Origin of the sequence: Pseudomonas sp. RIT-PI-a (genome assembly GCF_001187875.1) — a bacterium.
Lineage (GTDB): Bacteria > Pseudomonadota > Gammaproteobacteria > Pseudomonadales > Pseudomonadaceae > Aquipseudomonas > Aquipseudomonas coleopterorum.
Genome location: NZ_LGIR01000014.1, coordinates 124,629 through 150,254, shown reverse-complemented (window position 1 = coordinate 150,254; position 25,626 = coordinate 124,629). Strand labels below are relative to the sequence as shown.

Sequence of the window (25,626 nt, the reverse complement as noted above, 5' to 3'; positions counted from 1 at the left end):
TCGATGTCCAGATTCTTTATTGACCGCCCCATTTTCGCCTGGGTACTCGCCCTGGTGATCATGCTCGTGGGCGGGCTGGCAATTCTCAAGTTGCCCATCAATCAATACCCGGCCATCGCGCCGACCGCCATCGATATCCAGGTCACCTACCCTGGTGCTTCCGCACAGACCGTGCAGGACACCGTGGTCCAGATCATCGAGCAGCAGCTCAACGGTATCGACAACCTGCGTTACGTTTCCTCGGACAGTAACTCCGATGGCAGCATGACCATCACCGTGACCTTCAACCAGGGCACCAATCCCGACATCGCTCAGGTACAGGTGCAGAACAAGCTGAACCTGGCCACGCCGCTGTTGCCGCAGGAAGTGCAGCAACAAGGTCTGCGTGTGACCAAGTCGGTGAAGAACTTCCTGCTGGTGATCGGTCTGGTGTCCGAAGATGGCAGCATGACCAAGGACGACCTGTCCAACTACATCGTTTCCAACATCCAGGACCCGATCTCGCGGACTTCCGGTGTGGGTGACTTCCAGGTGTTCGGTTCGCAGTACGCCATGCGTATCTGGCTGGATCCGGCCAAGCTCAACAAATTCCAGCTCACACCGGTGGAAGTGAGCGCTGCGATCACTGCGCAGAACGTGCAGATCGCGACCGGTCAGCTGGGCGGCCTGCCAGCCTTGCCCGGCACCCAGCTCAACGCCACCATCATCGGCAAGACTCGCCTGCAGACTGCCGAGCAGTTCGGCAATATCTTCCTGAAAGTCGACAACGACGGCGCGCAGGTCCGCCTCAAGGACGTCGCGCGCATTGGCCTGGGCGGTCAGAACTACAGCATCGACGCGCAGTTCAACGGCAGCCCGGCTTCGGGTATGGCGATCAAGCTGGCCACGGGCGCCAACGCTCTGGACACGGCCAAGGCCATTCGCGCCACGGTGTCCAACCTGGAGCCGTTTTTCCCGCCTGGGATGAAGGTGGTCTACCCGTATGACACCACACCGACCGTGACCGAATCGATCACAGGCGTGGTCCACACCCTGATCGAAGCGATCGTGCTGGTGTTCCTGGTGATGTACCTGTTCCTGCAGAACCTGCGCGCGACCATCATCACTACGATGACGGTCCCGGTGGTACTGCTCGGCACTTTCGGCATCCTCGCCGCCTTCGGTTTCACCATCAACACCTTGACCATGTTCGGCATGATCCTGGCGATCGGGCTATTGGTGGACGATGCGATCGTGGTGGTGGAGAACGTCGAACGGGTGATGGAAGAGGAGCATCTGTCGCCCAAGGAGGCGACCAAGAAATCCATGGACCAGATTCAGGGTGCTTTGGTCGGTATCGCCATGGTGCTGTCGGCGGTACTGCTGCCGATGGCCTTCTTCGGCGGCTCCACGGGTGTGATCTACAAGCAGTTCTCCATCACCATCGTTTCGGCCATGGCCCTGTCGGTCCTGGTCGCATTGATCTTCACCCCGGCGCTGTGCGCCACCATGCTCAAGCCCATCGATCCGGAAAAGCACGGCCAACCCAAGCGCGGCTTCTTCGGCTGGTTCAACCGGACCTTCGACCGCAGCGTGGTCAAGTACGAGAACGGCGTCAAACGCATGGTGACCCACAAGTTGCCGGCGTTCTTGGTATACCTGCTGATCTTCGCTGGCATGGTCTTCCTGTTCATGCGCATTCCGGCAGCGTTCCTGCCGGATGAAGACCAGGGCGTAATCTTTGCCCAGGTGCAGACCCCGGCTGGCTCGTCCGCCGAGCGGACGCAGAAAGTCATCGACGACATGCGCACCTACCTGCTCGATGGCGAAAACGGCGAAGGCGCGGGCGTCAAATCCGTGTTCAGCGTCAACGGCTTCAACTTCGCTGGCCGTGGCCAGAGTTCGGGCCTGGCGTTCGTCATGCTCAAGCCCTGGGATGAGCGCGACGCCGAAACGACCGTGTTCAAGATCGCCGAGCGTGCGCAGAAACACTTCGCCAGCTTCCGCGATGCCATGGTGTTCGCCGTGGTGCCTCCTTCGGTACTCGAACTGGGTAACGCGTCGGGCTTCGACGTCTACCTGCAGGACCAGGGCGGTGTCGGCCACGAAAAACTGCTGGAGGCGCGCAACCAGTTCCTCGGGATGGCGGCACAGAGCAAGATTCTGGCAGGCGTACGTCCCAACGGCCTGAACGATGAGCCGCAATACCAGCTCACCGTGGATGACGAGAAGGCCAGTGCACTGGGCATTACCTTGTCGAACATCAACCAGACCCTATCGATCGCTCTGGGTGGTAGCTACGTCAACGACTTCATCGACCGCGGTCGGGTGAAGAAGGTGTACGTGCAGGGCGAAGCCTTCGGTCGCATGACACCTGAAGACCTGAACAAGTGGTACGTGCGCAACGACGCCGGGACCATGGTGCCGCTGTCTGCGATTGCCACCGGTGAATGGATCTACGGTTCGCCCAAGCTGTCGCGCTACAACGGTGTCGCGGCCATGGAAATCCTCGGTACTCCGGCACCGGGCTACAGCTCGGGTCAGGCGATGGCCGAGGTCGAGGCGCTGGCCAAGAAGCTGCCTGCCGGCGTGGGCTATTCGTTCACCGGTCTGTCATACGAAGAGCGTCTGTCCGGCTCGCAGGCTCCAGCGCTGTACGCCATCTCGCTGCTGTTCGTGTTCCTGTGTCTGGCGGCCTTGTATGAAAGCTGGTCGATCCCGATCGCGGTGCTTCTGGTTGTGCCGCTGGGTGTGATCGGTGCGCTGATCGCGACCAGCATGCGCGGGTTGTCCAACGACGTGTTCTTCCAGGTAGGCTTGCTGGTCACGGTGGGCCTGGCAGCCAAGAACGCCATTCTGATCGTCGAGTTCGCCAAAGAACTCCACGAACAGGGCAAGAGCCTGGTGGAAGCGGCCGCCGAAGCATGCCGGATGCGTCTGCGACCGATCATCATGACGTCCCTGGCGTTCATCCTCGGCGTAGTACCGCTGGCGATTTCCAGCGGCGCAGGCTCAGGTAGCCAACATGCGATCGGTACCGGTGTGATCGGCGGTATGATCACCGCCACCATCCTGGCAATTTTCTGGGTGCCGATGTTCTACGTGGCCGTGTCGTCGCTGTTCAAGAGCAAGTACGACAAGGAACACGAGAAGGACAACGACAAAGCCATTACACACGATGAGGCTGGCCAATGAGCAAGTCACTGATATCCATCGCTGTCGCCGCCTTCGTGCTCGGCGGCTGCTCGATGATCCCCGAGTACAAGCAGCCTGCCCTGCCGGTGGCCGAGCAGTTCCCGCAGGGCGAGGCCTACGCGCCCGCCGATGCGGCCGAAGTGGCGGCGGCGGAACAAGGCTGGCGGCAGTTCTTCACCGACCCGGCGCTCGAGCGCCTGGTGCAGGTAGCGCTTGAGAACAACCGCGACCTGCGTGTCGCGGCGCTGAACATCGAAGCCTATCGGGCGCAGTACCGCATCCAGCGTGCCGATCTGTTCCCGGCCATCAATGCCGACGGCACCGGTACGCGTCAGCGCACACCGGCTGACCTGTCACAGCTTGGCGAGTCGGGCATCTCCAGCCAGTACGCCGTCACGCTGGGCGTGAGTGCCTATGAGCTGGACCTGTGGGGGCGCATCCGCAGCCTCAGCGAACAGGCCTTGCAAACCTATCTGTCCACCGAGGAGGCTCGTCGCTCCACACAGATCAGCCTGGTGGCCAACGTGGCCAACGCCTACCTGACCTGGCAGGCCGACCAGGCGCTGCTGAAGTTGACCCAGGAGACCCTGGGCGCCTTCGAGCAGAGCCTCAAGCTGACCAGCCGCAGCACCGAAGTAGGCGTGTCCTCGGCCCTGGACCTGAGCCAGGCACGCACGGCGGTGGAAACTGCCCGTGTCAGCCTGGCGCGCTACAAGCGCCAGGTGGCTCAGGATCGCAACAACCTGACCCTGTTGCTGGGCACGGCCATTCCGACTGACCTGCCCGAAGCCCGCGGGCTGGATGCCGACCTGCTCAGCGAAGTGCCGGCCGGCATGCCGTCGCAGTTGCTGACCCGACGCCCGGACATTCTCGAAGCCGAGCACGCCCTGCTGGCCGCAAACGCCAACATCGGCGCGGCCCGCGCGGCGTTCTTCCCCAGCATCAGCCTGACTGCCAATGCCGGTACGTCGAGCCGACAGCTGTCCGGCCTGTTCGACGCCGGTTCCGGCAGCTGGCTGTTCTCGCCGAGCATCAGCCTGCCGATCTTCAATGCCGGTGCGCTGCGTGCCAGCCTGGACTACTCGAAGATCCAGAAAGACATCAACGTGGCCAACTACGAGAAGGCCATTCAGACGGCGTTCCAGGAAGTGTCCGACGGCTTGGCCGCACGCAAGACCTACAACGAGCAGTTGCAGGCCCAGCGTGATTCGGTGCAGGCCAATCAGGATTACTACCGCCTGGCCGAGCGTCGCTACCGTATCGGTATCGACAGCAACCTGACCTTCCTCGATGCCCAGCGCTCGCTGTTCAGTGCCCAGCAATCGCTGATCACCGACCGGCTGTCGCAGCTGACCAGCGAGGTCAATCTGTACAAGGCACTGGGAGGCGGCTGGTACGAGCGCACTGGCCAGGCCCAGTTGGCCCAGCCAACGCAGGCGCCCAAGAGCTGACCCTTGATGGCATGAAAAAACCACCGCTCGCGGTGGTTTTTTTACGCCTGTGACCCGCTGCGAGGAGTGAGTCAGCACTAAAGGGCTGAAGAAAATGTCACGCGGGACTGGCCGAAAGTTCAATCATGAGCAATAGTGGTCCGATGACCAGATAACTGACTTGTTATTAACTAGTTAGTTAGTGTTCGGTTATCGCACGCATTCCTGTGCGGTCGGTTGAATCGTGCTTCACCCCGAAGCACCATCCGCGCAACACGTAACAAAATGTCAGAAAAGCCCGTTCCAGCGTGCGTCAATCATAAAATCAATAACAATAGGTTTACCCCATGCGCCAGCACTTCCATCGTTCACCCCGTCTGTTGCCCAACCTGATCGCGTTGACCGTTGCCACGGCCGGCCTGCCTTCCTTCGCAGCCGAGTCCGGCTTTCTGGAAGACGCCAAGGTCGGTCTGAACCTGCGCAACTTCTATTTCAATCGCAATCACGTAAACCCAGCCTTCCCGCAAAGCAAGTCCGAGGAGTGGACCCAGAGCTTCATACTCGATGCCAAATCCGGCTACACCCAGGGCCTGGTCGGCTTCGGTGTGGACGTGCTGGGCATGTACTCGGTCAAGCTCGATGGTGGCCGCGGTACCTATGGCACGCAGTTGCTGCCTGTGCATGACGGCAATGATCCGGCCGATGATTTCGGCCGTCTGGGTGTGGCCGCCAAGGCCAAGATATCCAAGACCGTGCTCAAGGTCGGCGAGTGGATGCCGGTACTGCCCATCCTGCGTTCGGACGACGGCCGCTCGCTGCCGCAGACCTTCCAGGGCGGACAGATCACCTCTCAGGAAATCGATGGCCTGACCCTGTACGGTGGCCAGTTCCGCAAGAACAGCCCGCGTAACGATGCCAGCATGGAGGACATGTTCCTGCAGGGTCGCGCCGGCATCACCTCCGACCGTTTCAACTTCGTCGGTGGCGAGTACACCTTCAACAACAAGAACACCCTGGTCGGCCTGTGGAACGCCGAGCTCAAGGACATCTACCAGCAGCAATACCTGCAGATCCTGCACAGCCAGCCGATTGGCGACTGGACCTTGGGCGCCAACCTGGGCTTCTTCCACGGCAAGGAAGACGGCAGCGCACGGGCCGGCGATCTGGACAACAAGACCTGGTCGGCGCTGCTGTCCGCCAAGTACGGCAGCAACACCTTCTATGTCGGCCTGCAGAAAGTCACCGGCGACAATGGCTGGATGCGCGTCAACGGCACCAGTGGCGGTACCTTGGCTAACGACAGCTATAACTCCAGCTACGAGAATGCCAAGGAAAAATCCTGGCAGTTGCGCCACGACTTCAACTTTGCCGGCGTGGGCGTTCCAGGCCTGACCCTGATGAACCGCTACATCAGCGGCGACAACGTGCACACCGCCACCGTCACCGACGGCAAGGAATGGGGGCGCGAAACCGAGCTGGCCTACACCGTGCAGTCGGGCACCTTCAAGAGCCTGAACATGCGCTGGCGCAACTCGACCATGCGCCGCGACTACAGCACCAGCGAGTTCGACGAAAACCGCGTGATCGTCAGCTACCCGTTGAGCATTCTGTAATCGCCGGGGCGGTGGCGCGCGTTCAGCGCGCTACCGCCCTCCTTCCCCTATCACTGGCGTGATTCGACGCCCAGCTCATCCCAGACTGATTCGGCCAGGTGAAACGTTGCATTGGCCGCTGGAATGCCGCAGTAGATCGCACTCTGCATCAGGACTTCCTTGATCTCTTCGCGGGTGACGCCGTTGCTGGCGGCCGCGCGCAGGTGCAGCTTGAGTTCTTCACTGCGGTTCATGCCGATCAGCATGGCGATGGTGATCAGGCTGCGCGTGTGCCGCGGCAGGCCCGGGCGGGTCCAGATATCGCCCCACGCGTGGCGGGTGATCATCTCCTGGAACTCGCTGTTGAACTCGGTCAGGTTGTTCAGGCTGCGCTCCACATGGGCCTCGCCCAACACGGCACGCCGGACTTTCATTCCTTCGTTATAGCGTTCTTTCTCGTCCACGAACGGGCTCCTTCAGCGCAATAGAAATTCGACGACCCGGTCGCTGAACGGCGCACCGATTTCGACGTTGGAGAGATGCGCGGCGGCAAATTCGGCGTACTGCGCACCGGTCACCCGCTCGACGATGAACTGCGCATCTGCCGGCGTGGTGACAGCGTCCTCGGTGCCTGCGATCACCAGTAGTGGCACCTGGATGGCAACCAGCTGTTCGCGAAAATCGGCGTCGCGCACCGCAGCGCAGTTGGCGGCGTAGCCCTGCGGGGAGGTGGCGGCGAGCATGTCGGTGATGCGTGTGGCCTCCAGCGGATGGGCCTCGGCGAACGCCGGGGTGAACCAGCGTGCGATGGAAGCGTCACGCAACGCCTGCATGGCAGCCTCGCCTTGGCCGAGGACCATTTCGATGCGTGGATTCCAGACGTCCTGGGTGCCGATCTTCGCCGCCGTGTTGCAGATCACCAGCTTGTGCAGGCGCTCGCCGGCATTGATGCCCAGCCATTGGCCGATCAGACCGCCCATGGACAGGCCACAGAAATGCACCTTGTCCAGGTTCAGGGCATCGAGCAACGCCAAGACGTCGCCGCCCAACTGCTCGATGGTGTACGTCCCAGGGGTGACCAGGGACTGGCCATGACCACGGGTGTCGTAGCGCAGCACCTGGAAATGTTCGGTGAAGGCGGCCATCTGGCCGTCCCACATGTGTCGGTCGGTGCCCAGCGAGTTGGACAGCACCAGGACGGGCTTGTCCTTGGGGCCTTCCAGGCTGTAATCGAGTTCGCCGTCGGCGAGTTGTACCTGTGCCACGCTCATCTCCTCACGCATTCAAAAGATCGTGTTCGGCTACGGCCCGTTCAACCCAGACCTGGGCCTGGCCCAGGTAGTGCGAAGGGTCCAGCAGACGGTCCAGTTCATCGGCACTCAATTGCTCGGTGACCTGCGGCTCGTCGCCGAGCACCGCACGTAGATGTCGGCCTTGAGCGACGGCCTGCTTGCAGCACTGTTCCAGCACATGGTGCGCGCGGTCGCGACCGATCCGCTGCGCCAACACGATGCTGACGGCTTCGGCCAGCACCAGGCCCTGGGTCAGGTCCAGGTTCGCCCGCATACGCTCAGCGTCGACCTGCATGCCATCGGCAATGGCCAGGGCCTGCTGCAACGCGCCGGAGACCAGGCAGCAGATCTCCGGCAGGGTTTCCCATTCGGCGTGCCATAGGCCCAGACTGCGTTCATGTTCCTGGGGCATGGCGCTGAACAGCGTCGCCACAAGCCCCGGCACTCGGGTGGCAGCGCCGATGAGCACTGCCGCACCGACCGGATTGCGCTTGTGCGGCATGGTCGACGAACCGCCCTTGCCCGGCGCGGACGGCTCGAACACTTCCGCCGCTTCGGTCTGCATCAACAGGCTGATGTCCCGGCCCAGCTTGCCCAGGCTGCCGGCCACCAGGCCAAGTACCGAGGCCAGTTCCACCAGCCGGTCGCGCTGGGTATGCCAGGGCTGGTCGGGCAGGTTCAGGTGCAGTTCCTCGGCCAGCGCCCGGGCCACCGGCATTGCCTGTTCGCCGAGCGCGGCCAGGGTGCCCGAGGCGCCGCCGAACTGCAGGCAGGCCAGCCGCGGCCTGAGCTCGCGCAGGCGTTGCCGGCTGCGGGTCAGGGCACCGAGCCAGCCGGCGATCTTCATGCCCAGGGTGACGGGCGTGGCGTGTTGCAGCCAGGTGCGTCCGGGCATGACCGTGGCGGCATGGCGACGGGCCTGCTGGCTCAGCGCCTCGCTCAGACGTTGCAGGTCGGCTTCGATCAGGTCGACCGCCGCCAGCAGTTGCAGGACCAGTCCGGTGTCCATGACGTCCTGACTGGTCGCGCCCAGGTGCACATAGCGCTCGGCATCCGGGTCGGAAGCGGCGATGACCTTGCCGAGCATCTTGACCAGCGGAATGGCCGAATTGCCGGCGCTGGCGATGGCCTGCGCCAAGGCCTGAAAGTCGTACTGCTCGGCCTTGCAGGCCGCCTCGATGGGGGCGACGGCCGAGCCGGGTATCACGCCGACGCGGGCCTGTGCCCGAGCCAGCGCGGCTTCGAAATCGAGCATGCCCTGCACCCGGCCATGGTCGCAGAAGATCTGGCGCATGGCGGGCGCAGTGAAATAGACATCGAACAACTGATTGTTCGGCGGTTGGCTCATGGAACTCCCCTGTAACGGCGCGCCACACAAGGCGCGCCTGTGGGCTTAATGGTCGGTATGCAGGTACTTGGGTTGCTTGGGCAAGCGCAGGCTGAACAGGAACGCGATCGCCATCATCACCGTCACGTACCAGTAAAACGCGTTTTCGTTGCCCATGTTCTTCAGGTTCAGCGCGACGAACTCCGCCGACCCGCCGAACACGGCGTTGGCCACGGCGTAGGCCAAACCAACGCCCAGCGCGCGCACTTGCGGCGGGGACATCTCGGCCTTGACCCGACCGCTGATCGAGGGATAGAAGCTGACGAGGGCCAAGGCCAGGGTGATCAGCACAAAGGCCAGGAACGGGCTGGTGACGGTCTTCAATACCATGAGGATCGGCAAGGTGCACAAGGTGCCGAGGCCGGCGAACCAGAGCATGGAGTTACGGCGGCCGATCCGGTCGGCGAGCATGCCGAACAGCGGCTGCATGCACATGTACAGGAACAGCGCGCCAGTCATGATCAGGCTGGCGGTCTTGGCGTGCAGGCCGGCGGTATTGACCAGGTATTTCTGCATGTACGTGGTGAAGGTGTAGAAAATCAGCGAGCCACCTGCGGTGTAGCCCAACACGGTGATGAACGCCGCGCTGTGGTTCTTGAACAGCCCGGCTATGCTGCCAGCGTCCTTGTCGTTGCGGGTCTCGGCGGTACTGGTTTCCTCAAGGGTACGGCGCAGCAACAGCGAAATGATCGCGGCCACCGCACCGACGAAGAACGGAATACGCCAGCCCCACGCGCGCAATTCCTGCTCATCGAGAAACTGCTGAAGGATGACCACGGTCAACACCGCCAGCAGTTGCCCACCGATCAGGGTGACGTACTGGAACGATGCAAAGAAGCCACGCTGCCCCCGCAAGGCCACTTCCGACATGTAGGTGGCCGTGGTGCCGTATTCACCGCCCACCGAAAGGCCCTGGAACAGACGGGCCAGCAGCAGGATGATCGGCGCCCAGACGCCGATGGTGGCGTAGGTGGGCAGGCAGGCGATCACCAGCGAGCCGGCGCACATCATCAGCACCGAGATCATCATCGAATTCTTGCGGCCATGCTTGTCGGCCACCCGCCCGAACAGCCAGCCACCAATGGGCCGCATCAGGAAGCCCGCCGCGAAGACCCCGGCGGTGTTGACCAATTGCACGGTGGGGTCGTCGGAGGGAAAGAACGCGGGGGCGAAGGAGATGGCGCAGAAGGCGTAGACATAGAAGTCGAACCACTCCACCAGATTGCCCGATGACGCGCCGACGATTGCGAAAATGCGCTTCTTGCGCTCCTCACCGGTGTAATGAACTGTTGTCATGTTTTAGTTCTCATTGAGGTCGGTAAAGGCTAGACATAACCTGTTACAACCCCAGGCACAAGGTGATTGGCTGTCTGGGAGGTTGAGGGTTGGCTTTAGGGCCTCTTCGCGGGCAGAGCCCGCTCCCACAGGAGCCTGCTCCCACAAGAACATTTGATCTATGTGGGAGCGGGCTTTCTGTGGGAGCGGGGCGGGCGGCGAGCCCTCTGCCCGCGAAGAGGCCGGTGAAGCCTCTCAAACCCGCTCGATCGCCAACGCCAACCCTTGCCCTACCCCCACGCACATCGTCGCCAGCCCGCGCTTGCCGCCGCTTTTTTCCAACTGATGCAGCGCCGTCAACACCAGCCGCGCACCGCTCATGCCCAGCGGATGACCCAAGGCAATCGCACCGCCGTTCGGATTGACCTGCGCGGCATCGTCCGCCAGCCCGAGGTCGCGCAGCACCGCCAGGCCCTGGCTGGCGAACGCCTCGTTGAGCTCGATCACGTCGAAGTCCTCGACCGCCAGGTTCAGGCGTTCGAGCAGTTTGCGCACGGCCGGCACCGGACCGACCCCCATGACCCGCGGTGCTACCCCGGCACTGGCCATGCCCAGCACGCGGCCACGGGCAGTCAGGCCGTGCTTTTGCACCGCCTCGGCGCTGGCGAGGATCATCGCGGCGGCGCCGTCGTTGACACCCGACGCGTTGCCCGCCGTCACGGTCTTGTCGGCGCCGTTGACCGGCTTGAGCCTGGCCAGGGTTTCCAGGGTGGTGTCGGCGCGCGGATGCTCGTCCTGCTCGACCACGGTTTCGCCCTTCTTACCCGGAATCCGTACCGGCACGATCTCTTCGGCGAAGAAGCCCGCCGCCTGTGCGGCAGCGGTGCGCTGCTGGCTGCGCACGGCGAAGGCGTCCTGGTCTTCACGGGAGACCTGGCAATCGTCGGCCACGTTATCCGCCGTCTGCGGCATCGCATCGACGCCGTACTGGGCCTTCATCAGGGGGTTGATGAAACGCCAACCGATGGTGGTGTCTTCCAGTTTCATGTTGCGGGAAAAACCGGCATCGGCCTTGCCCATGACGAAAGGCGCGCGCGACATCGATTCGACGCCGCCGGCAATCGCCAGCTCCATTTCGCCACTGGCGATGGCGCGAAACGCCGTGCCCACCGCATCCATGCCCGAAGCGCACAGGCGGTTGAGGGTCACGCCGGGCACGCCCTCGGGCAGACCGGCCAACAGCAGCGCCATGCGTGCGACGTTGCGGTTGTCTTCGCCCGCCTGGTTGGCACAGCCCATGAACACTTCGTCCAGCTGCGCCCAGTCCACGCCGGGGTTGCGTTCGACCAACGCCTTGATCGGCACGGCGGCCAGATCGTCAGCGCGAACGTGGGCCAGGCTGCCGCCGAAGCGACCGATGGGCGTACGCACCGCATCGCAAATGAATACGTCGCGCATCATGCTTCTCCCGGTGCCTGGCCGTGGGCGGCCGCCGTGCGTGCTTCCAGGGCGCGCAACGCTTCAAGTTCCGTGGCGTCAGGCTCGGCCGTGGTCTGCACATCGTCGGCGAAGCGGATCGGCCAGCCGGTCGCTGCGCTGATTTGTTCACGCGTCACGCCCGGGTGAATGGACGTCACCACGAATTCGTTGGAACCGGCTTCAGGTTCCATGATGCACAGGTCGGTGATGATCCCTACCGGCCCCTGTCCTGGAAGGCCCAGGCGTTTGCGCGAATCGCCGCCTTCGCCATGGCCGACCGAGGTGACGAAGTCGAGCTTCTCGACGAAGCTGCGGTGCGACTGTTTGAGAATGATCAACACGCTCTTGGCCGAACCTGCAATCTCCGGTGCACCACCGGCGCCCGGCAGACGGACCTTGGGCTGATGGTAGTCGCCCACCACCGTGGTATTGATGTTGCCGAAACGGTCAACCTGAGCGGCGCCGAGAAAGCCCACATCGATGCGTCCGCCTTGCAGCCAGTAGCGGAAGATCTCACCGGTAGGCACCACGGTGTCGGCGGTTTCCGCCAGTTCGCCATCGCCGATGGACAGGGGCAGTACAGTGGGTTTCGCGCCGATCGGGCCGGACTCGTAGATCAGTACCACGTCCGGCGAGGAGGTCAGACGGGCCAGGTTGGCGGCCTTGGACGGCAGGCCGATGCCGACGAAGCACACCGCGCCGTTTTGCAGACGCCGCGCGGCTGCGACGGTCATCATCTCGTTGGTGGAGTAAGTCATGGGGTCACCTGCGCTGCGCTGGCCAGTTTCGCCTGGTATTCGCTGAAGTCCTGGGTACCGCGGATGTACGTGTCGATCCAGGCGGTGAAGGTCGCCCGGTCGCGGGCGATCGGGTCCCAGGCCTGGTAGAACACGTTGTCGCGTTCGGTGTAGCCATGGGCGTAGGACGGATGCGCACCACCGGGCACATGGCACACGGCGGCCAACGCCCAGGTCGGCAACACGCAGCTGTTCATCGGCGCGTCAAGGTCATCGACGATTTCCTCGACGGTGACGATGCAGCGCTTGGCGGCCAGCGCCGCTTCCTTCTGCACCCCCAGAATGCCCCATAGCAGCACGTTGCCCTTGCGGTCGGCTTTCTGCGCGTGGATCACGGTGACGTCAGGGCGTACCGAAGGCACGGCCGCGAGCACTTCGCCGGTGAACGGGCAAGTGACTGTCTTGATCAGCGGATTGACCTTGGGCAGGTCGGAACCGGCGTAGGCCCGCAGGACTGCGAACGGCAGGCCGGAGGCACCGGCGACGTAGGCATTGGCCAGGTCGGCATGGCTGTGTTCTTCGATCTCCAGCGGCTGGGGCCACTGCTTCTCGACCGCGTCGCGCAGTCTATGCAGCGAGCCGACACCGGGGTTGCCACCCCACGAGAAGATCAACTTGCGAGCGCAACCGGCGCCGATCAACTGATCGTAGATCAGGTCAGGGGTCATGCGGACCAGCGTCAGGTCTTTCTTGCCTTGACGAATGATCTCGTGACCTGCGGCGGTTGGAATCAGGTGGGTGAAGCCTTCGAGCGCGACGGTGTCACCATCGTTGACGAATTGCTTCACCGCGTCGGTAAGCGACAGGATTGCAGCCATGTGGGCAGGACTCCTCGATACTGTGAGCCATCTTGTTTGAATGAAGCTGGCGTACAGGTTAGGGCGCCAGCCTCTCACGAACAATCCGATTATCGACTATCCGTTCGATAATCGAACGATACAGCGGCGTGTTTCAGGTCGCGTCGGCGTGGCTGACCCGACTCTTGATCAACAAGGCCACGGTGGCCAGCACGGCAGGAACGACCAGCGCGGTCAGGACCTGTTCGAAATTCCAGCCGAGGCCCAGCAAGGTCGCGCCCATCCAGGCCCCCAGGATCGCGCCGAAACGGCCGATCCCCAGCATCCAGGACACCCCGGTGGCACGCCCTTGCGTGGGGTAGAAGCGCGCGGCCAGCGACGGCATGGCCGACTGCGCGCCGTTGACGCACATGCCGGCAATCAGTACCAGCGTCGCCAGCAGCGTGATGTTGCCCAGGCTTTGCCCGACCGCGTAGGCGAACACCCCAGCGAGCAGGTAGAACGTGGCAATGACCTTGTGCGGGTTGAACCGGTCCATGGCCCAGCCCACGCCCACGGCACTCAGCACACCGCCGAACTGGAACAGCGCGCCGATGAACGCGGCCTGCTCCAGGCTCGCGCCGCTCTCGCGCATCAGCGTCGGCAGCCAGCTGGTCAAGAGGTAGACGATCACCAGACCCATGAAGTAGGTCAACCACAGCAGCAAGGTGCCGGCGCGGTAGGTGCCGGAAAAGATCACCGCCAGCACGTTGCTCGCCTTGACGGTTTTCTGTTCGGGCACGCTGAAGCGCTCGGCCCGCGCCACTTGCTCCGGGTCGATCGGCGCCAGAGTGCGACGTATCTTTTCCACACCCTTGTTGCGCACCACCAGATACCGCGCCGACTCGGGCAGCCAGATCATCAACACCACCGCCAGCACCAGCGGCAGCACACCGCCGAGCAGCAGCAGGCTGTGCCAGCCGAAGGCGGGAATCAGCTTGGCGGACATGAACCCGCCCCCGGCCATGCCGAGGTTGAACCCACAAAACATGCTGGTCACCAGCAGCGAACGAAAACGCTCCGGGGTGTACTCGGACAACAGCGTAGTGGCGTTGGGCATGCCGGCCCCTAACCCCAACCCGGTAAGAAAGCGCAGGATCAACAGCTGATCGACGTTGCTGCTGTAGGCCGAAGCCAGGCTGAACCCGCCGAACACCAGCACGGCGCCGACCAGCACCAGCTTGCGCCCGAAACGGTCGGCCAATGGCCCGGAGCCCAGGGCGCCGAACACCATGCCGATCAATGCGGCGCTCATCACCGGTCCGAGGCTGGCGCGGTCGATGCCCCACTCCTGCGACAGCGCAGGTGCGATGAAGCCCATGGCGGCGGTGTCCAGCCCGTCGAGGAAGACGATCAGGAAACACAGGATGACCACGCGCCATTGATAGCGCGACAGCGGTCGGTCGTTGATCAGGGTCTGCACATCCAGGCACAGCCCCGCAGCGTTGGCAGGTTTGTTCATTGTTGTTCTTGTCATTGTGATTGTCCGGGAAAGACGGGCACGTCGATGCGGGCCATGCGGCCGCATGCCTGGGCAGTCGAAGGTCTAGGGGTGTCGCGTGGCGAGCGTCGGAACGGAAAGGGAGCAAAAGCTGAAGGCGTTGCGCATGAGGTGATCCTCGCTATTTTTATTGGCGACCGCTTGAGCGGTCGATGCGATGGACATTAGTCAGCGCGCCCCGGCCGGGTCAATCGGGCACTGGCGGATGTGTGCGGTCACCGCACACTGCCATGCAGAGCGCCCGCCAAGCGTTCAAGCGAACAGTTGCGCGCTCAGATCGCGACTGGCCGACAGCATGATCGGCAGAAAACGTTGCTCAAGTTCCGCCCGGGTGACGCGACCGGCGTGGGTGCTGACATTGAGCGCGGCCAATACCTGCCCCGACGCGTCGTATACCGGCACGGCAATCGAGCGCAGCCCTTGCTCCAGCTCCTGATCGACGATGCACCAGCCCTGCTGACGAACCCGTTCCAGGCACTCCAGCAACGCGGTTTTGTTGGTCAGGGTGCGACTGGTCTTGGGCGCAAGATCGGTGTGCTGCAGGTATTCGTGCAGCGACGCGTCGTCGAGTGCCGCGAGCAGGATGCGACCCATGGAAGTGCAATACGCCGGCAGTCGACCGCCCACCGACAGGTCCACCGAAATCAGCCGCTGAGTCGTGGCCGAACGGGCGATGTAGAGGATGTCATCGCCTTCGAGGGTGGCCATGTTGCAGGCTTCGTGCAACTGCTCACTCATGCGGTCCAGGTAGGGTTGCGCCGAGACGGCCAAGGGTGTCGAGGACAGGTAGGCATGGCCCAGGGTCAGCACTTTGGGCAGCAGCGAGTAAGTGCGCCCATCGGTGGTGGCATAACCTAGCTTGATCAGGGTATGAAGACAGCGCCGCACGGCAGCGCGGGGAATTTCCGTCCGGTGGCTGATCTGCGCAATGGTCAGGTGTCGCTTGCGCTCCTGAAACGCCTGCACCACCGCCAGTCCGCGGGCCAGCGAGGTCATGAAGTCCGGGTCGCCAGTGAAGGCTTGGATGCGCTTGGCGGGCGATGCGACGATCGGCGGGGCCAGTGAGCTGAACGCAGGGCGCTGTGGCACTTTCGAACCGGTCGCTGACGGGCCTGCCGGTGGTGTGTGTTCGCTCATGGTACTGCCCTCTGGAATGTTCGAAACCGACCGAGGGCGATTATCGGACCGGTGGGCGATAATCGCAAATCCATTGCGTTGATGCGATTTCCGGCAAGATGGCATTGCCAGGTGGTCCTGAAACTTATTCCTGTCTGTGCTTTCTCAGATTGTGTTGTGCACATTGATACACACTGAATGAACGGCCTTCCTGCACCGTCGCGGTTGCAACCGGCTACAATGCGGGCTCCAACTGCCAGGCGGCTTTCGACGCCTCATCGGTGGGTTTCAACTTTCCAAATAACAGAGTAATAAAAGTGACGAAAGACGAACTGCGCGCGCAACTGGAGCGCCAGGAACAACGTTACAAGGAAGTCTACGGCGGTGAGATCACCACCTATGCCGCTCAGCCAGATCCAGAACGCAAACCGTGGCGCAAACGTGCCAGCATTCTCGATCAGGCCTTTCAGGAAGAGATCCAGAAGATCGAAAAGGATCTCGAGCAACAGAACGCATGACACAGGCGTGGCAGGCGGCCATTGGCCGCTTGTGCCACGTCAATTGCCTTCAGAATTGCGTCATCCGCTGACAAATTTCATACGACCGTTTGAATATTTCGTCTGGCTTACGGCTTTATGGCGACCTATCGATAGCCCGAATTTTCGGGGCTCAAGCCAGGCTCGTCTGCAGGCCATGCGCTGCGACCCTTGCCCAATCGCTCGAAAAGCGGACCCACCGGTCAGCGCCTGGGGGGTCATACCGCGTCGATTTCTGGCATAATCGCGCCCCCTCAATGGCCCGGTCACAAAACCTTCATGATCGAATTATTCAGCGCACTGGATGCGTGGGTGCTGATCAGCCTGTTCTTAGCGCTGGCGTTCGTACTCACCTTCGAATTCATCAACGGCTTTCATGACACCGCCAACGCGGTCGCCACAGTCATCTATACCAAGGCCATGCCGCCGCACCTGGCGGTGTTCCTGTCCGGTATTTTCAACTTCCTCGGTGTACTGCTGGGCGGCGTCGGCGTGGCCTACGCAATCGTTCACCTGCTGCCGGTCGAGTTGCTGATCAACGTCAACACCGGACACGGCCTGGCCATGGTGTTCTCGCTGTTGGCCGCGGCCATTACCTGGAACCTGGGCACCTGGTATTTCGGCATTCCGGCGTCGAGCTCGCACACCCTCATCGGCTCGATTCTGGGCGTGGGCCTGGCTAACGCGCTGATCAACGACATCCCACTGGGCGATGGCGTCAACTGGCAGAAGGCGATCGATATCGGTGCCTCGCTGGTGTTCTCGCCGCTGGCCGGCTTCGTGGCGGCGGCCCTGGTGTTGATCGGTCTGAAGTGGTGGCGTCCGACCTCCAAGATGCACAAGACGCCTGAGCAGCGCCGCAAGCTGGACGACAAGAAACACCCGCCGTTCTGGAATCGCCTGGTGCTGGTCCTGTCGGCCATGGCCGTGAGCTTCGTGCACGGTTCCAACGATGGCCAGAAGGGCATCGGCCTGATCATGCTGGTGTTGATCGGTATCGTTCCGCAGCAGTTCGTGCTGGACCTGAACGCGACCACCTACCAGATCGAGCGGACCCGCGACGCGACCCAGCACCTGAGCCAGTTCTACCAGCGCAACCAGGCCACCCTGGGTGAATTCCTGGCGCTGGGCAAAGCTCAGCAGGGCGATCTGCCGGAGAAATTCAGCTGCAATCCACAGCAGACAGAACCGACCATCGCGGCGCTGCTGAGCACCCTCGATGGCGTCTCCGACTACCACTCGCTGGCTGCCGAACACCGTATCGAAGTGCGTCGCTACCTGCTCTGCCTGGATGACACGGCGAAGAAGGTCGGCAAGCTGCCGGCACTGGAGCCGCGCGAGAAATCCGACCTGGAGAAATTGCGCAAGGACCTCACTGCCACCACCGAGTATTCGCCGTTCTGGGTGATTCTGGCCGTGGCCCTGGCGCTGGGTATCGGTACCATGGTCGGCTGGAAGCGTGTGGTTCTGACCATCGGCGAGAAGATCGGCAAGCAGGGCATGACCTATGCCCAGGGCATGTCGGCTCAGATCGTCACCGCCTGTGCGATCGGCGCGGCCAACGTGTTCAGCCTGCCGGTCTCGACCACCCACATCTTGTCCTCGGGCGTGGCCGGGACCATGGTGGCCAACAAGAGCGGCCTGCAAGGTGGCACGGTTCGTACCATCATGTTGGCCTGGGTGCTGACCCTCCCGGCCTCCATGGGCCTGGCGGCCGGTCTGTTCTGGTTGGCCAGCCAACTGGTGGGATGACCACCGCGTGACACTCTGCAAAAAGGCGCCCGCGGGCGCCTTTTTGCATGGCTGAAGAAACCTCCTGCGCTACTTGCGCTTGCTCCCTCCCAACAGGGAGCCCATCAAGCCACGCACCAACTGGCGGCCGAACTGGTTGGCAGCCTGGCGCATCGCCGACTTCAACGCCTGCCCCGCTGCCCCACTGAGAAACTCGCCGGCCTTGTCGGCCAGGCTCGGCTCCGACGGCTGTACCGGATCTGCCGTCGGCGACAGTTTGCGCGCGGTCAGCATTTCATAGGCGGATTCGCGGTCGATCGGTTTATCGTAGCGACCGGCGAGCGGCGAGTTGCGCACCGTGGCCGCGCGCTCGGCGTCTGTCAGTGGGCCGATGCGCGACTGCGGTGGCGCGATCGCGACCCGCCGGACCATCGCCGGGGTGCCCTTTTCCTGCAGCGTCCCGACCAAGGCTTCACCCGTGCCCAATTCGGTCAGCACGGCCAGAGTGTCGAACTCGGGGTTGGGCCGGAAGCCCTCGGCGACGGCCTTCAAGGCCTTCTGCTCGCGGGCGGTGAATGCACGCAGGCCGTGCTGGATGCGCAGGCCCAGCTGAGCCAGCACTGCATCGGGCAGGTCGCTGGGCGACTGAGTGACGAAGTACACGCCAACGCCCTTGGAACGGATCAACCGCACCACCTGTTCCAGACGATCCTGCAAGGCCTTGGGCGTGCCGTTGAACAGCAGGTGGGCTTCGTCGAAGAACAATGCCAGCAGCGGCTTGTCGGCATCACCGCGCTCGGGCAATTGCTCGAACAGTTCGGCCAGCAGCCACAGCAGGAACGTGGCATAGACCTTGGGGGCTTCGTGGACCAGGCGGCTGGCGTCGAGCAAATGGATGCGGCCACGACCCTCGGCGTCGGGGTGCAGAATGTCTTCCAAGCGCAAGGCCGGCTCGCCGAACAGCGCTTCGGCGCCCTGTTGTTCGAGGCTGGCCAGACGGCGCAACAGGGCTTGGCTCGACCCCGTGGTCATCAAGGCGCTGTCGTCGCCCAGCAGCTCAGGATTGTCCCGGAGGTGATTGAGCAAGGCCTTGAGGTCCTTGAGGTCGAGCAGGAGCAGGCCTTCGCGATCGGCCACCTTGAAGGCGGCGTACAGCGCCGACTGCTGGCTGTCGGTGAGCTCCAGCAGGCTGCCCAGTAGCAGCGGCCCCATTTCGCTGAGCGTGGTTCGCAGCGGATGGCCGGATTGGCCGTGAATGTCCCACAGCGTGATCGGGCAGGCCTGCGGGCGATAATTGAGCCAGGGCATCTGGGCGATGCGTTCGGCGATCTTGCCCTGAGGGTTGCCGCTGGCACCCAGGCCACACAGGTCGCCCTTGATATCGGCGGCGAACACCGCCACCCCGGCCTCGCTGAACGCCTCGGCCAGGCGCTGCAGGGTTACCGTCTTGCCGGTCCCAGTGGCCCCGGCGATCAAACCATGGCGGTTGGCCAAGCGCAGGTCCAGGCCTACGGGTTCACCGCTGGATTCGGCACCGAACAGTACGTGTCTGGCATCCGTCATCTTGCACCTCTGCTGTTATTCAATGAAGCATGGGGCAGCGTAATGCCAAACAGACCGGTGTGCAGGAAAAACGTGCGCTGGAACCATTTCTGTGGGAGTCGGTGAGGGCCTCTTCGCGGGCAGAGACCCGCTCCCACATGCACACATAAGCCTGTGGGAGCGGGGCGGGCGGCGAGCCCTCTGCCCGCGAAGAGGCCAGCACAATCAACCCAAGATCAACTGCCCCACAACGCCAAGCCGCTGACGAATCCCCCCGACGCAGCTATCATCTCGGCCACGACGGCCTGGCGCCGGCCCACACGGACTTTCCCATGCAGCGCACTCCCCTTTCGCTTCCCTGCAACCTCGCGACGAACCTCCAGCCATGAACCGAATGCTGTGGCTGGTCCTGATCATAGTCGTCGCCGTACTGATTCCAGTGATCATGGGCGGCACCGAAATGCTTCAGCGCCTGCGCGGATTCTCGTTGCTTCTGCTGCTGGGCATGTTCGGCATGATCTGCGTCGGTTGGGTGGTGAACGCCATGCGCCTGCGCCTGCTGCTGGCCGAGCAGGCGACGCGCATCGGTCGGCTGAAGACCGTGGCCGTGGTGATGGCCGCAGAGTTCGCCTATTGCGCCACCCCTGGCGGCAGCGGGGCACCGCTGACACTGCTGGCGCTGCTCGGCCGGCACGGCATCGGCGCGGCCAAGACCAGCGCGGTGTTCGCCATGGACCAACTCAACGACCTGATGTTCTTCTTTTTCGCCCTGCTGTGCATTCTGGTCTATGCGCTGTTTCACAACCTCAGCCAGGCCCTGGAAAGCATGCTGCTGGCCAGCGGCATCCTGATGGCCGGGGCCTTGGTCGCCTGCGCAGTACTGGCGCGCTATCACCGCCCGGCGATCAGGCTCAACGGTCGATTCCTGCGACTGCTGCGGATCAAGCCGGCAACACGCCGGCGCTGGGCACGCAAGCTGCTGCACTTTCTGGACGCCTTCGCCGACAATTTCCGCCTGCCCCGCCGCGTGCTCGCCCAGGTGTTCGCCTTGACCTGCGTGCATTGGACGTTGCGCTATAGCGTGCTGTATTTCACCTTGCAGGGATTAGGTAGCGAAGTGGACTGGGCGTGGAGTTTCCTGATCCAGATGCTGGCCCTGAGTGCCGGCCAGTTCAGCCTGTTGCCCGGTGGCGCGGGCGCGGCCGAGCTGGCCTCGGCCGCGTTGCTGGCACCCATGGTGGGCAAGTCGACCGCCGCCGCCGCCATCCTGATCTGGCGACTGGTGACCTACTATTTCTACCTGATCGCCGGCGGCCCGGTGTTCGTCGCCCTGCTGGGCAAGCCCCTGCTCAACAAGTTGCTGCGGGCTCGTCAGGCTTGAGCTCGGCAGGCGTGTCGGCGTCGCGGGCAGGCGCACCCTGCTGCCGTTTCGATACCTGTTGCGCCCACAACGCCTCGGCACCGGGAAACTCGGTGCCGTGCTCTTCGCTCAGCGCTTCGGGATCATAACGGCTCGCGCAACCGGCGCCGAGCACCGGTAACGGCTTTGCACTGGCCTTGTCGCCGGGGTCTTTCATGCTCAGCTGAACACGACGGTCTTGTTGCCGTGCACCATCACCCGATCTTCCAGGTGATAGCGCAGGCCACGGGCCAGGACCATCTTCTCCACGTCGCGGCCGAAACGCACCATGTCGTCGATGCTGTCGCTGTGGCTGACCCGGACCACGTCCTGCTCGATGATCGGACCGGCGTCCAGCTCTTCGGTCACGTAGTGGCAGGTAGCACCGATCAGTTTCACGCCGCGCAGCGAGGCCTGATGGGACGGCTTGGCACCGACAAAGGACGGCAGGAAGCTGTGATGGATGTTGATGATCTTGCCGGCATAGGCCTGGCATAGCTGCGGCGGCAGGATCTGCATGTAGCGCGCCAGCACCACGACGTCGGCCTGGTGCTGATCGACCAGGCGCGAGACCTCGGCAAACGCCGGCAGCTTGTCCGCAGGGTCGACCGGCACGTGATAGTAGGGAATGCCATGCCATTCGACCATGCTGCGCAGGTCATCGTGGTTGGACACCACACAGGCGATGTCGCAGTCCAGCTCGTTGCTGTGCCAGCGGTGCAGCAGGTCGGCCAGGCAGTGGGATTCGCGGCTGGCCATGAGCACCACGCGCTTCTTCTGCGCGGTGTCGGTGACCCGCCATTCCATGGCGAATTCTTCGGCGATGGGCGCGAAAGCGGCGCGGAACGCCTCGATGTCGAACGGCAGGGTGTCGGCACGAATTTCGTGGCGCATGAAAAACCAACCGTTCTGGTCATCGGAGTGGTGGTTCGATTCGGTGATCCAGCCATTGTGGGACGCCAGGAAATGGCTGACTTTGGCAACGATGCCAACGCGGTCCGGGCAAGCGGTCACCAGCCGAAAAGTGCGCATGTATTCAAACTCCAGAAACTTCGCAAAGGGCGCCATTCTAGCGGTTGACGGGCAAGTCTGCAGTATTGATTGCAGCCTTGGCTGTCAGGTGCAGAGCCGCCCTGCTGCGCCGATCGGCGCCGACGACCACAGTGTCGATACAGAGGCAGGTATTATATAGATGTGCGGATGTAAACATGAAAAACCCTTCACCTGAATCGTGGATAACCGGCCCGGCGCAAAACGCTGTTCACGTTAATTGTTTACTTGGTTCGGAAGGATGCTTATTATCACCCCACTGTTTTCACTGACACTTGCATTCCCGAGGTATCACCATGTCCCTGATCAACGAATATCGCGCTACAGAAGAAGCCATCAAAGAGCTTCAAGCCCGCTTGAAAAACCTGTCGCAAGACGACAAATTGCAAACCGAACTGGAATTCGAAGGCAAATTGCGCACCCTGATGGGCGAATACCAGAAATCGCTGCGCGACATCATCGCCCTGCTGGATCCGGAAGCCAAGTTGAACAAGGCACCGCGTCCTGCCACCGGCAAAGTTACCGGCACCAAGCGTGCACGCAAGGTCAAGCAATACAAGAACCCGCACAACGGTGAAGTCATCGAAACCAAAGGTGGCAACCACAAGACCCTGAAAGAATGGAAAGCCAAATGGGGTGGCGATGTGGTCGAGACCTGGGCCACTTTCCTGGGCTAATCGTTACATCTTGTTAAGTCGTATCGTGCCAATCAAAGAACGCCAGTCCCAGGACTGGCGTTTTTTTATGGGGTCTCTTCAGCTCAATGAGACATCATGCCCACGCGTGCCGCCAGTGCCTGAGCGTAGGCCTGCCAATGCCGCAGAACCTGCGTCTGCGTCGGATCGGCCTTGGCCATGCACTCGCCCAGCGCGGCATTGAAACCTTGCAGCGTGTTGGGTGCGCCAAACACAGGATCACTCAAGCGCTGTTGGCAGAATTGCAACCAGCGCTGTGTTTCAAGAGGATTCAGAGTGTCCGGAAAGTTGCGCGCTCTATAGCGAAACAATAATTCGGGCAGTCGCGGGTCATCGAACACCCAGTCAGCGCTCGCCAACTGTTGTGGATCCAATGTACGAATGCGTTCACACAATAATCGGTCGCGGTCGCCAATGAAGCTATCGTACAACTGCTGCTCTGGATCGGCACTCTCGGGAAACGTCGTCGTTTGATAGAGCGGTGACAATTTGTAATGCCATTGCGGCTGGTCATTGCATAAGCGCATCGCTCGAGCCTGATAGAGCGGTTTATCCAGATTGAGGCGCTGCCAATCTTCATCGCGCAATACGTTGAGGGGCGCGATGACCGGGCAACGATTGATGTGCAGAAGTTTCAAAGGCACGGGCGCTTCGCCCTCGGCCAGATCCTGACGCCGCTTATACAATCGCTCTTGCAATACTTCGATACTTTGTTCGATCAAGGGTTGGGGATCGTGAGCCAGATCATAGACGATCAACGCATTGCGATTGGTCGGATGCCACGCCAGTGGCAGAACCACTGCGGCATAGCGTCGCGCAGCGCCGAATTGACCGGAAACATGTACCAGCGGCTGCAACAGCTGAATGCTTTGCTGCACCCGTTGTTTGCTGCGCATTTGAAACAGCCAGTCGTACAGTTTGGGTTGGCGTTGGCGGATCAAACGTGCAAGGGCGATGGTGGCGCGGACGTCGGACAGCGCGTCATGGGCCTGCCCATGGTCGATGCCGTTGGCCGCCGCGAGCAGCTCCAGGCGCATGCTGGCGCGCCCGTCCACCTCTGGCCATTCGATGCCGTCCGGACGCAGGGCATAGGCCGCCCGCACCACGTCGATCAGGTCCCACCGGCTGTTGCCACCCTGCCATTCCCGCCCATAGGGGTCGAAGAAATTGCGGTACAGGCTGTAACGGGTCATCTCGTCATCGAAGCGCAGGGTGTTGTAGCCGGCTCCGCAGGTACCGGGCATGGCCAGTTGTGCGTGGACCCGGGTCATGAAATCGGCCTCGCTCAGGCCACGGTCGGCCAGGCGTTCGGGGGTGATGCCGGTGATCATGCAGGCCGCAGGGTGCGGAAGAATGTCGTCGCTGGGCTGGCAGTACAGATTGACTGGCGCGGCGATCTCGTTGAGATCGGCATCGGTGCGGATTCCGGCGACCTGCAAGGGCCGGTCGCAGCGCGGATTGATGCCGGTGGTTTCGTAGTCGTACCAGAAGATGCTGGAAGTCACTGAGGTATCCTGTGCGCAGTAGCGCGACAGTGTAGAGCCCTGCCCGGCATCCGGCCACGCCTGCCGAGCAGCTTCAGCCGCGGCGGCGGAACACGGCCACGCTCAGGCGATCCATCCAGCCGAAGATGCGCTGCTGGACGCGCCCCCAGAACGGCCGACGGCGCCAATCGCTCAGACTGACTTCGTGGCTGGCCGCAAAGTCGGTGGTGAAGCTGCGCTCGACCGCCTCGGTCAGGGCGGGATCGAGCGCCTCGAGGTTGGCCTCCAGGTTGAAGCGCAGGTTCCAGTGGTCGAAGTTGCAGGAACCGACACTGACCCAGTCATCGATCAAGACCATTTTCAGGTGCAGGAAACAGGGTTGGTATTCGTAGATCTTGACTCCGGCCCTGAGCAGCTTGGGGTAATAGTTGTGTCCGGCGTAGCGCACCGAGGGGTGGTCGGTGCGCGGGCCGGTGAGTAACAGCCGTACATCCAGGCCGCGACTGGCCGCCCGGCGCAGCGAACGGCGCACCTTCCAGGTCGGCAGGAAATACGGCGTCGCCAGCCAGATGCGCCGCTGTCCGCTGTTGAGCGCGCGCACCAGTGATTGGAGTATGTCGCGATGTTGACGAGCGTCCGCGTAGGCTACCCGACCCAGCCCTTGGCCGCCTTCGGGCATGGGCGGCACGCGCGCGAGGCCGAAATGGGTCGGCGGGCGCCACGCGGTGCGCCTGAGGTTGGCGCGCCATTGGCGGTCGAACAGCATCTGCCAATCGGCAACCAGGGTGCCGGTGATGGCGACCATCACTTCGTGCCATTCGCTGACACTTTCATCCGGCTGCCAGAATTCATCGGTCACACCAGTGCCGCCCACCATCGCCCATTGCTGGTCCACCAGCAGCAGCTTGCGGTGGTCGCGGTACAGGTTGCGCACGCCGCGACGCCAACTGATCGGGTTGTAGAAGCGCAGTTCGACGCCGGCGTCGGTCAACTGCGCGCGCAGTTCCGCGGTGAAGGCCAGCGAGCCGTAATGGTCGAACAGGCAGCGCACATGGACACCACGCACTGCAGCCGCCTGCAGTGCCTGGACCACAGCCCCGGCGCAGGCACCGGCTTCCACCAGGTAGAGTTCGAGATCGATCGTGTGCTCGGCCTGGCCGATGCGTTCGAGCATGCGCGGAAAGAACTGCGGCCCATCGATGAGCAGTTCGAACTCGCTGGAATTGCGCCATGGAAACACCGGCCCGCCCATATCAGCGCCCCTTCATGACAGGTGGGGTCGCTTGCAAGCCGTTCGAATCATGCATGGG

The 25,626-nt window shown here is 62.7% G+C and carries 21 protein-coding genes; 7 read left to right on the top strand and 14 right to left on the bottom strand.

The features are described 5' to 3' along the window. Window positions 1–3: 3 nt before the first annotated feature. The 3 genes from AC788_RS11000 (at window position 4) to AC788_RS10990 (ending at window position 6,217) form a co-directional block, all read left to right on the top strand. Complete coding sequence (locus AC788_RS11000; protein WP_049860681.1) at window positions 4–3,174, top strand: efflux RND transporter permease subunit; 3,171 nt, start codon at window positions 4–6, stop codon at window positions 3,172–3,174. Continuing rightward, entirely contained in the window at window positions 3,171–4,625 is a 1,455-nt protein-coding gene (adeC, locus tag AC788_RS10995) for an AdeC/AdeK/OprM family multidrug efflux complex outer membrane factor (RefSeq protein ID WP_049860680.1), read from the top strand. The genes AC788_RS11000 and adeC overlap by 4 nt, the downstream gene beginning before the upstream one ends. Before the next feature lie 326 nt (window positions 4,626–4,951). Continuing rightward, window positions 4,952–6,217, top strand: coding sequence for an OprD family porin (locus AC788_RS10990; protein ID WP_049860679.1), 1,266 nt, complete (start codon window positions 4,952–4,954; stop codon window positions 6,215–6,217). Window positions 6,218–6,267: 50 nt separating this feature from the next. Here AC788_RS10990 and pcaC read toward each other — a convergent pair whose 3' ends face one another. The 9 genes from pcaC to pcaR all read right to left on the bottom strand — a co-directional run bounded on the left by pcaC (window position 6,268) and on the right by pcaR (window position 15,900). Beyond that, complete coding sequence (pcaC, locus tag AC788_RS10985) at window positions 6,268–6,660, bottom strand: 4-carboxymuconolactone decarboxylase (RefSeq protein WP_049860678.1); 393 nt, start codon at window positions 6,658–6,660, stop codon at window positions 6,268–6,270. A gap of 12 nt (window positions 6,661–6,672) precedes the next feature. Beyond that, window positions 6,673–7,461, bottom strand: coding sequence for a 3-oxoadipate enol-lactonase (gene pcaD / locus AC788_RS10980; RefSeq protein ID WP_049860759.1), 789 nt, complete (start codon window positions 7,459–7,461; stop codon window positions 6,673–6,675). A gap of 10 nt (window positions 7,462–7,471) precedes the next feature. Continuing rightward, the gene (locus AC788_RS10975) at window positions 7,472–8,836 is read right to left on the bottom strand and encodes a 3-carboxy-cis,cis-muconate cycloisomerase (protein ID WP_049860677.1); all 1,365 of its coding nucleotides are present in this window, start codon (window positions 8,834–8,836) and stop codon (window positions 7,472–7,474) included. 45 nt (window positions 8,837–8,881) lie between these two features. Further along, the gene (locus tag AC788_RS10970; protein ID WP_049860676.1) at window positions 8,882–10,171 is read right to left on the bottom strand and encodes an MFS family transporter; all 1,290 of its coding nucleotides are present in this window, start codon (window positions 10,169–10,171) and stop codon (window positions 8,882–8,884) included. Window positions 10,172–10,405: 234 nt separating this feature from the next. Further along, window positions 10,406–11,611 (bottom strand): 3-oxoadipyl-CoA thiolase, encoded by a 1,206-nt coding sequence (pcaF, locus tag AC788_RS10965; RefSeq protein WP_177327962.1) that lies wholly within the window; start codon window positions 11,609–11,611, stop codon window positions 10,406–10,408. Next, on the bottom strand, window positions 11,608–12,387 hold the full coding sequence (locus tag AC788_RS10960) for a CoA-transferase subunit beta (protein WP_049860674.1): 780 nt from the start codon (window positions 12,385–12,387) through the stop codon (window positions 11,608–11,610). Before AC788_RS10960 ends, pcaF begins: the two co-directional genes overlap by 4 nt. Further along, window positions 12,384–13,244: a CoA transferase subunit A gene (locus AC788_RS10955; RefSeq protein WP_049860673.1), complete on the bottom strand. Its 861-nt coding sequence runs from the start codon at window positions 13,242–13,244 to the stop codon at window positions 12,384–12,386. The genes AC788_RS10960 and AC788_RS10955 overlap by 4 nt, the downstream gene beginning before the upstream one ends. A 133-nt stretch (window positions 13,245–13,377) precedes the next feature. Next, window positions 13,378–14,724 (bottom strand): MFS transporter, encoded by a 1,347-nt coding sequence (locus AC788_RS10950; RefSeq protein ID WP_049860672.1) that lies wholly within the window; start codon window positions 14,722–14,724, stop codon window positions 13,378–13,380. A 291-nt stretch (window positions 14,725–15,015) separates the two neighbouring features. After that, window positions 15,016–15,900, bottom strand: a complete 885-nt coding sequence (gene pcaR, locus AC788_RS10945) for a pca regulon transcriptional regulator PcaR (RefSeq protein ID WP_049860671.1) — start codon at window positions 15,898–15,900, stop codon at window positions 15,016–15,018. A 296-nt stretch (window positions 15,901–16,196) separates the two neighbouring features. On the opposite strand from pcaR, the gene AC788_RS10940 reads away from it, so the two are divergent. Together AC788_RS10940 and AC788_RS10935 are read left to right on the top strand one after the other, a co-directional pair. Next, the gene (locus AC788_RS10940) at window positions 16,197–16,397 is read left to right on the top strand and encodes a hypothetical protein (protein WP_049860670.1); all 201 of its coding nucleotides are present in this window, start codon (window positions 16,197–16,199) and stop codon (window positions 16,395–16,397) included. Between the two features lie 297 nt (window positions 16,398–16,694). Further along, window positions 16,695–18,167 (top strand): inorganic phosphate transporter, encoded by a 1,473-nt coding sequence (locus AC788_RS10935; RefSeq protein WP_049860669.1) that lies wholly within the window; start codon window positions 16,695–16,697, stop codon window positions 18,165–18,167. Between the two features lie 69 nt (window positions 18,168–18,236). Here the strand turns inward: AC788_RS10935 and AC788_RS10930 are convergent, their stop codons facing one another. After that, complete coding sequence (locus AC788_RS10930; RefSeq protein ID WP_049860668.1) at window positions 18,237–19,709, bottom strand: helicase HerA-like domain-containing protein; 1,473 nt, start codon at window positions 19,707–19,709, stop codon at window positions 18,237–18,239. 364 nt (window positions 19,710–20,073) lie between these two features. On the opposite strand from AC788_RS10930, the gene AC788_RS10925 reads away from it, so the two are divergent. Continuing rightward, window positions 20,074–21,069: a lysylphosphatidylglycerol synthase transmembrane domain-containing protein gene (locus AC788_RS10925; RefSeq protein ID WP_049860667.1), complete on the top strand. Its 996-nt coding sequence runs from the start codon at window positions 20,074–20,076 to the stop codon at window positions 21,067–21,069. Here AC788_RS10925 and AC788_RS10920 read toward each other — a convergent pair. Both AC788_RS10920 and purU read right to left on the bottom strand, forming a co-directional pair. After that, window positions 21,038–21,265 (bottom strand): hypothetical protein, encoded by a 228-nt coding sequence (locus AC788_RS10920; protein WP_049860666.1) that lies wholly within the window; start codon window positions 21,263–21,265, stop codon window positions 21,038–21,040. The two genes, AC788_RS10925 and AC788_RS10920, sit on opposite strands and share 32 nt — an antisense overlap. A gap of 2 nt (window positions 21,266–21,267) precedes the next feature. Continuing rightward, entirely contained in the window at window positions 21,268–22,119 is an 852-nt protein-coding gene (gene purU / locus AC788_RS10915) for a formyltetrahydrofolate deformylase (RefSeq protein WP_049860665.1), read from the bottom strand. Window positions 22,120–22,433: 314 nt separating this feature from the next. Between purU and mvaT the strand changes: the two genes are divergently transcribed. Beyond that, window positions 22,434–22,814, top strand: a complete 381-nt coding sequence (gene mvaT / locus AC788_RS10910) for a histone-like nucleoid-structuring protein MvaT (RefSeq protein WP_049860664.1) — start codon at window positions 22,434–22,436, stop codon at window positions 22,812–22,814. Between the two features lie 83 nt (window positions 22,815–22,897). On the opposite strand, the gene sbcB is transcribed toward mvaT, so the two are convergent. Next, window positions 22,898–24,337, bottom strand: a complete 1,440-nt coding sequence (sbcB, locus tag AC788_RS10905) for an exodeoxyribonuclease I (RefSeq protein ID WP_049860663.1) — start codon at window positions 24,335–24,337, stop codon at window positions 22,898–22,900. 73 nt (window positions 24,338–24,410) lie between these two features. Then, window positions 24,411–25,568, bottom strand: a complete 1,158-nt coding sequence (locus AC788_RS10900) for a phospholipase D-like domain-containing protein (RefSeq protein ID WP_049860662.1) — start codon at window positions 25,566–25,568, stop codon at window positions 24,411–24,413. Window positions 25,569–25,626 lie beyond the last annotated feature (58 nt).

Excerpts from the sequence above, each read along its gene's own strand:
- AC788_RS11000 (WP_049860681.1), top strand. The coding sequence starts at position 4 with ATGTCCAGATTCTTTATTGACCGCCCCATTTTCGCCTGGGTACTCGCC.
- adeC (WP_049860680.1), top strand. The coding sequence starts at position 3,171 with ATGAGCAAGTCACTGATATCCATCGCTGTCGCCGCCTTCGTGCTCGGC.
- AC788_RS10990 (WP_049860679.1), top strand. The coding sequence starts at position 4,952 with ATGCGCCAGCACTTCCATCGTTCACCCCGTCTGTTGCCCAACCTGATC.
- AC788_RS10975 (WP_049860677.1), bottom strand. The coding sequence starts at position 8,836 with ATGAGCCAACCGCCGAACAATCAGTTGTTCGATGTCTATTTCACTGCG.
- AC788_RS10970 (WP_049860676.1), bottom strand. The coding sequence starts at position 10,171 with ATGACAACAGTTCATTACACCGGTGAGGAGCGCAAGAAGCGCATTTTC.
- pcaF (WP_177327962.1), bottom strand. The coding sequence starts at position 11,611 with ATGATGCGCGACGTATTCATTTGCGATGCGGTGCGTACGCCCATCGGT.
- AC788_RS10960 (WP_049860674.1), bottom strand. The coding sequence starts at position 12,387 with ATGACTTACTCCACCAACGAGATGATGACCGTCGCAGCCGCGCGGCGT.
- AC788_RS10955 (WP_049860673.1), bottom strand. The coding sequence starts at position 13,244 with ATGGCTGCAATCCTGTCGCTTACCGACGCGGTGAAGCAATTCGTCAAC.
- AC788_RS10950 (WP_049860672.1), bottom strand. The coding sequence starts at position 14,724 with ATGAACAAACCTGCCAACGCTGCGGGGCTGTGCCTGGATGTGCAGACC.
- pcaR (WP_049860671.1), bottom strand. The coding sequence starts at position 15,900 with ATGAGCGAACACACACCACCGGCAGGCCCGTCAGCGACCGGTTCGAAA.
- AC788_RS10935 (WP_049860669.1), top strand. The coding sequence starts at position 16,695 with ATGATCGAATTATTCAGCGCACTGGATGCGTGGGTGCTGATCAGCCTG.
- AC788_RS10930 (WP_049860668.1), bottom strand. The coding sequence starts at position 19,709 with ATGACGGATGCCAGACACGTACTGTTCGGTGCCGAATCCAGCGGTGAA.
- AC788_RS10925 (WP_049860667.1), top strand. The coding sequence starts at position 20,074 with ATGAACCGAATGCTGTGGCTGGTCCTGATCATAGTCGTCGCCGTACTG.
- AC788_RS10920 (WP_049860666.1), bottom strand. The coding sequence starts at position 21,265 with ATGAAAGACCCCGGCGACAAGGCCAGTGCAAAGCCGTTACCGGTGCTC.
- purU (WP_049860665.1), bottom strand. The coding sequence starts at position 22,119 with ATGCGCACTTTTCGGCTGGTGACCGCTTGCCCGGACCGCGTTGGCATC.
- mvaT (WP_049860664.1), top strand. The coding sequence starts at position 22,434 with ATGTCCCTGATCAACGAATATCGCGCTACAGAAGAAGCCATCAAAGAG.
- AC788_RS10900 (WP_049860662.1), bottom strand. The coding sequence starts at position 25,568 with ATGGGCGGGCCGGTGTTTCCATGGCGCAATTCCAGCGAGTTCGAACTG.